Raw genomic sequence first — 3,531 nt, forward strand, 5'->3', positions numbered from 1 at the left:
CTCCCACCAGGCGGATCCGGACGATCCGGCCGGTCCCGACCGCTTTGCCCGCCCATCTCACACCTCGGCATCCCATGTCGGGCGTGAGGCAAGTCGCACAGACTCGTCGCGCGCCCTCCCCTCATCCACCGCCCCGTCCGCAACCGCTGCCCGTAGACTCCCTCCAGTGACACGCCCCGGGACGCACGACAAAGTGGCCGGGGCTGTCGGCAAAACGCAGTGATCAGGGAGGAATGGTCGTCGTGAGCAGCAGGCCATCCCGAGGCGCTGCTCGCCTCGCCGCCATACTGGACGCCCTCCCCGACGCCCTCCTGCTGGTGAACTGCAACGGCACGGTCGTCAACGCCAACACCATCGCGCTCGAGACCTTCGAGACCCAGGGCGACGCCCTCGTCGGCCGCGGCCTGCTCGACCTCCTGCCGTCCTTCGACTCCCGGCGCATCCCCGGCTCCATGCGGCTGCCCGACGACGACCAGGGCCGCACCAAACCCACCCGCATGATCGCCCGGCGCACCGACGGCTCGGAGTTCCCGGTCGAGGTCACCAGCGCCAACCTGGAGGACGCCCGCACCCCGTACGCGGACCCCTCCTCGCAGCACTACACCGGCGACGAGCTGCTGATGCTCGTCGTACGCGACCTGTCCGGCACCGTGGACACCGAGGCCGAGCTGGCCCGGCAGCAGCGCCAGACCGAGATGATCCTGCGGGCCGCGGCCGAGGGCGTCGTCGGCGTGGACACCGACGGCAAGGTCGTCCTCGTCAACCCCTCCGCGGCCCAGATCCTCGGCTACCGCGCGAGCGACCTCGGCGGCCAGGAGCTGCACCCGCTCGTCCACCACTCGCGCCCCGACGGCAGCCCGCTGCCGTACGCGGAGTCGCCGCTCGCCGACACCATGCGCTCCGGCCGCAAGCACCGGGTGCGCGGCCAGGTGCTGTGGGCCAAGGACGGCCGGGCGGTACCCGTCGACCTGACGACCGCGCCCGTACGGGACGGGGACCAGCTCGTCGGCGCGGTGATGACCTTCACCGACCGGCGGAAGCACGACGCGCTGGCCGCCCGCCACGCCCAGCTGCTGGCCGTGCTGGACGAGTCGCTGCGCGGCCCGCTGGAGCAGCTGCGCACCGAGCTGGCCACGCTCGCCTCGGACGACGCCGGGCAGCTGTGGCCCGAGGCCAACCAGGTCCTGCACTACCTCACCGCCGGGTACACGCGGATGACCACGCTCATCGACAACGTCCTCGGCTACCAGCGGCTCGACGCGGGCCGGGAGAAACTGGCCCTGGCGAAGGTGGAGCTGGACGCGGTCGTGGCGGCGGGGGTCGAGGGCGCGGTCGAGCTGATCGGGCCCGGCCGCGCGCAGTTCGCGGTGCACGCGCCGCCGATCGAGGCCGAGGTCGACCCGGAGCGGCTGGCCACGGCGCTCGCCCACCTCATCGCGGACGTGGCCGGGGTCGACGCGACCGGCAACGCCCCGGCGGGCGGGGGCTCCGGCGACTCGACGATCGTCGTCGCAGCCGCGCAGCGCGGGAAGACGGCCCGCATCGAGGTCCGCGGCCCGTACTCGGGCGGCGACCCGGTCCACGAACCGGTCGTCCGCGGCATCGTCCAGCGCCACGGCGGCGTCCTCCAGACCCACGAGGTCCCCGGGGGCGGCGCCAGCGCGTACGTCCTGGAGGTCCCCCTCACCGCCAAGTCCTCCCCGTCCTCCTCCCGCCCCACCAAGCCCGCCACGGACGCCGACCGCGACAACGCCACCACGGTGATGCCGGTCCCGAAGGCCCGCCGGAGGGGGACGCCTTCGGGGAACGGGCCCATGGCCGACGCCGGCGGGCGGACGCCCGGTGGCCACACGGGCCTTCACGGCCCCGCGGGCCCGCCGCGCGACGGGGCCGGCACGGGCGGCGCCCGGGCAGCCGCGGCCACGACCGATGCCCAGGACCGGACGGCCGGTGGCCACACGGGCGTTCACGGCCCCGCGGGCCCGAACCCGAGTGCCGCCGAGGGCGGACCGACGGACCGGGCGGGGGCGGGTGGCCGCACTGGCGGCACGGGTGCACACAGTCGCGCCGGCGGCGGCCACGTGGGTGTTCACGGCACCGCGGGCGGGGGCTTCGCAGGCGGTGGCGCCGGGGCCCATGCGAGGGCGGACGGCCAGACGGACGCGGACATGACCGGCGCCGACGGACGGACTGCCGGTGGGCACGCGGGCGTTCACGGCGCCGCGGGCCCGGGCTTCCCCGGCGGGCGAACGGCGGGGGACGGTGCGGGCGTTCACGGCGCCGCGGGGCACCCCGGCGACGCGCACCCGGGCTCGGGGCATCCCGACACCGAAGGCGGAACCGCCGGTGGCTACGAGGGCGCCGCGCCCGCGCAGGCGCCGGGCGGGCGGCGGCGGGCCCGGCGCGCTGCGGCGGACGGGTCGACCGGGGCCGTGGACGTGCGCTCCAGCGGCCAGGCCGTACCCGGCCAGGAGGCGAGTGCGACCGGCGGCGCGAATCGAGCACCGCATGACGCGGCGGACGGAGCCCCCACCGGAGCAGCGGACGCGTACGCCGCGACCGACGGCGGGATGCCCGGCGGGCCGAACGCCGCCGCCGGGGCAAACGGGCCGACCGGTCCCGCCGGCTTGGCCGGTCCGGGTGGCCAGGTCGGTCCGGGTGGCTCCGGCGGCAGTGGCGGCGGAGCCAATTCCCCGAACGTACCGGCCCCTTCGGGCCCGGCGCCCGACGCGCACCCGCACGGCCTGCGCGCGCTGCCCGCGCTCCCCGCCGCGCAGTCGCACCCCGCCGAAGCCCGGCACGGCGCGCCCGCCGAGGCCGACCCGTATGCCTCCGAGAGCGGCGCCCCCCAGGGCCCGCACGACCCTGAAAGCACCCCGGCGCCGCGGCCCACCGGGCGGCGGCGCGGACGCCCAAGTCCCGCGGAGAACCAGCCCGTACCGCCCGGCGGCATCCCGCAGCCCGGCACGGCCGAAGGCCCGCAGGCAGGCGGTCAGCCCGCGACCGGCGGCCGCCCGACTGGCCGCCGCGCCCGGCACGGCGCCATCGAGCAGCACCAGCAGGCCGAGCCGCAGGCGCACGGCACGCTGGCCACGGCCTCGGAGCGGCCGGAGAACGGCGAGGAGCAGGGCGAGTTCAGCTCCCCGAAGGGAGCGCACGCGGCGAGCGCGAACGGCGTGTACGTCGCCGGGGCCAACGGTTCGGGCATCTCCGTACCGCACCAGGGGAGCGGCCCGGAGCCGCACTACGCACCCACCGAACCGACCGGCCGCCGCGCCCGCCACGGCGCGCGCCCCGCGGACGCCCACGACGCCGAAGGCCGCGCCGACGCCGCCCAGGCCACGCCCGGGGCCCTGCCCGCCCTGCCCGGCACGGCCTCCACCGACGTCGCCGTACCCGAAGGCCGGGGCGGCCACGGCGCCAACGGCCAGGCGCAGCCGCAGGGCCTGGCGCCCGTGCAGCCGAACGCAGCCCTTCCCTCCCAACGCCGCCCGGCGGGGCACCCGTCGGCAGGCGTCAACGGCGCGGGCC

Annotated in this window: 1 protein-coding gene; it reads left to right on the top strand. The window is 77.5% G+C overall.

From position 1 onward, the window contains the following. Window positions 1-242 precede the first annotated feature (242 nt). A partial coding sequence (locus AOK16_RS28670; protein ID WP_240483687.1) for a PAS domain-containing protein occupies window positions 243-3,531 on the top strand: 3,289 nt, incomplete at its 3' end.

Origin of the sequence: Streptomyces pathocidini, from assembly GCF_001418495.1 — a bacterium.
GTDB classification, from domain to species: Bacteria; Actinomycetota; Actinomycetes; order Streptomycetales; family Streptomycetaceae; genus Streptomyces; species Streptomyces pathocidini.